Annotated in this window: 1 protein-coding gene; it reads left to right on the forward strand. The window is 59.1% G+C overall.

Translation table 11 applies throughout. The features are described 5' to 3' along the window. Window positions 1-80 precede the first annotated feature (80 nt). Window positions 81-793: transposase (locus NPX02_RS21245; RefSeq protein WP_260296065.1), on the forward strand; the 713-nt coding region annotated here is incomplete at its 3' end.

Genomic DNA, 793 nt, shown 5'->3' on the forward strand with positions numbered 1-793 from the left:
GAGACTGTGCAAGAATTCAGCGATCTCGCAGAAGCGGGTAGAATACGCAGAGAATTGTAGCCTGCCAGTGAAGATGAGCCATGAGTAGACGTTACAAACACGGCACAGCCCGCTCCCAGAACGCCCTACTGCCACCGCGCATTGAGGATTACATCAGTGAGAACAATGCGGTACGGGCGATAGACGCCTATATTGATACGCTGGATCTGAAGGCCTTGGGATTTCAGAACGCCAGTGGAGGTCGGACAGCGGGTCAGCCGGCGTTTGATCCGGCGGCGTTGCTCAAGCTTTACGTGGTGGGCTACATCAACCGGGTCCACAGCTCACGCCGCCTGGCGCGGGAATGCCATCGCAATCTGGAAGTGATCTGGTTGCTGGAGGGACTCACCCCCAGCTACCGCACCATTGCCGACTTCCGCAAGGTCAACGGCCCGGCCTTGAAAGCCGCCTGTAAGGAGTTTATCGCCCTGTGCAAAGAGCTGGAGCTGCTGGGCGGAGAAGAGGTCGCGCTGGACGGGGCGTTTTTCAACGCCAATGCCAGCGCGGCGAGCGTCACCACGAAGAAACAGATGGAGAAGGATCTCAAACAAATCGAGTTGGATATCGATGCCTACTACCAGGGACTCGACACCCAGGACGAACAGGAAAGCGGCTGGGGCGAACAGTTGGGAGAGGCGTCTGCTCTGGGCGAAAAGCTGAAGCAACTCCAGGCCCGCCAGGCGCGCACCCAGGCCCAGTTGAAGCAGTTGGAAGCGCGTGGAGAGACCCAACTGTCGCGCACCGACCCCGACGC

This window comes from Sedimenticola hydrogenitrophicus (genome assembly GCF_025175675.1).
GTDB classification, from domain to species: Bacteria; Pseudomonadota; Gammaproteobacteria; order Chromatiales; family Chromatiaceae; genus Sedimenticola; species Sedimenticola hydrogenitrophicus.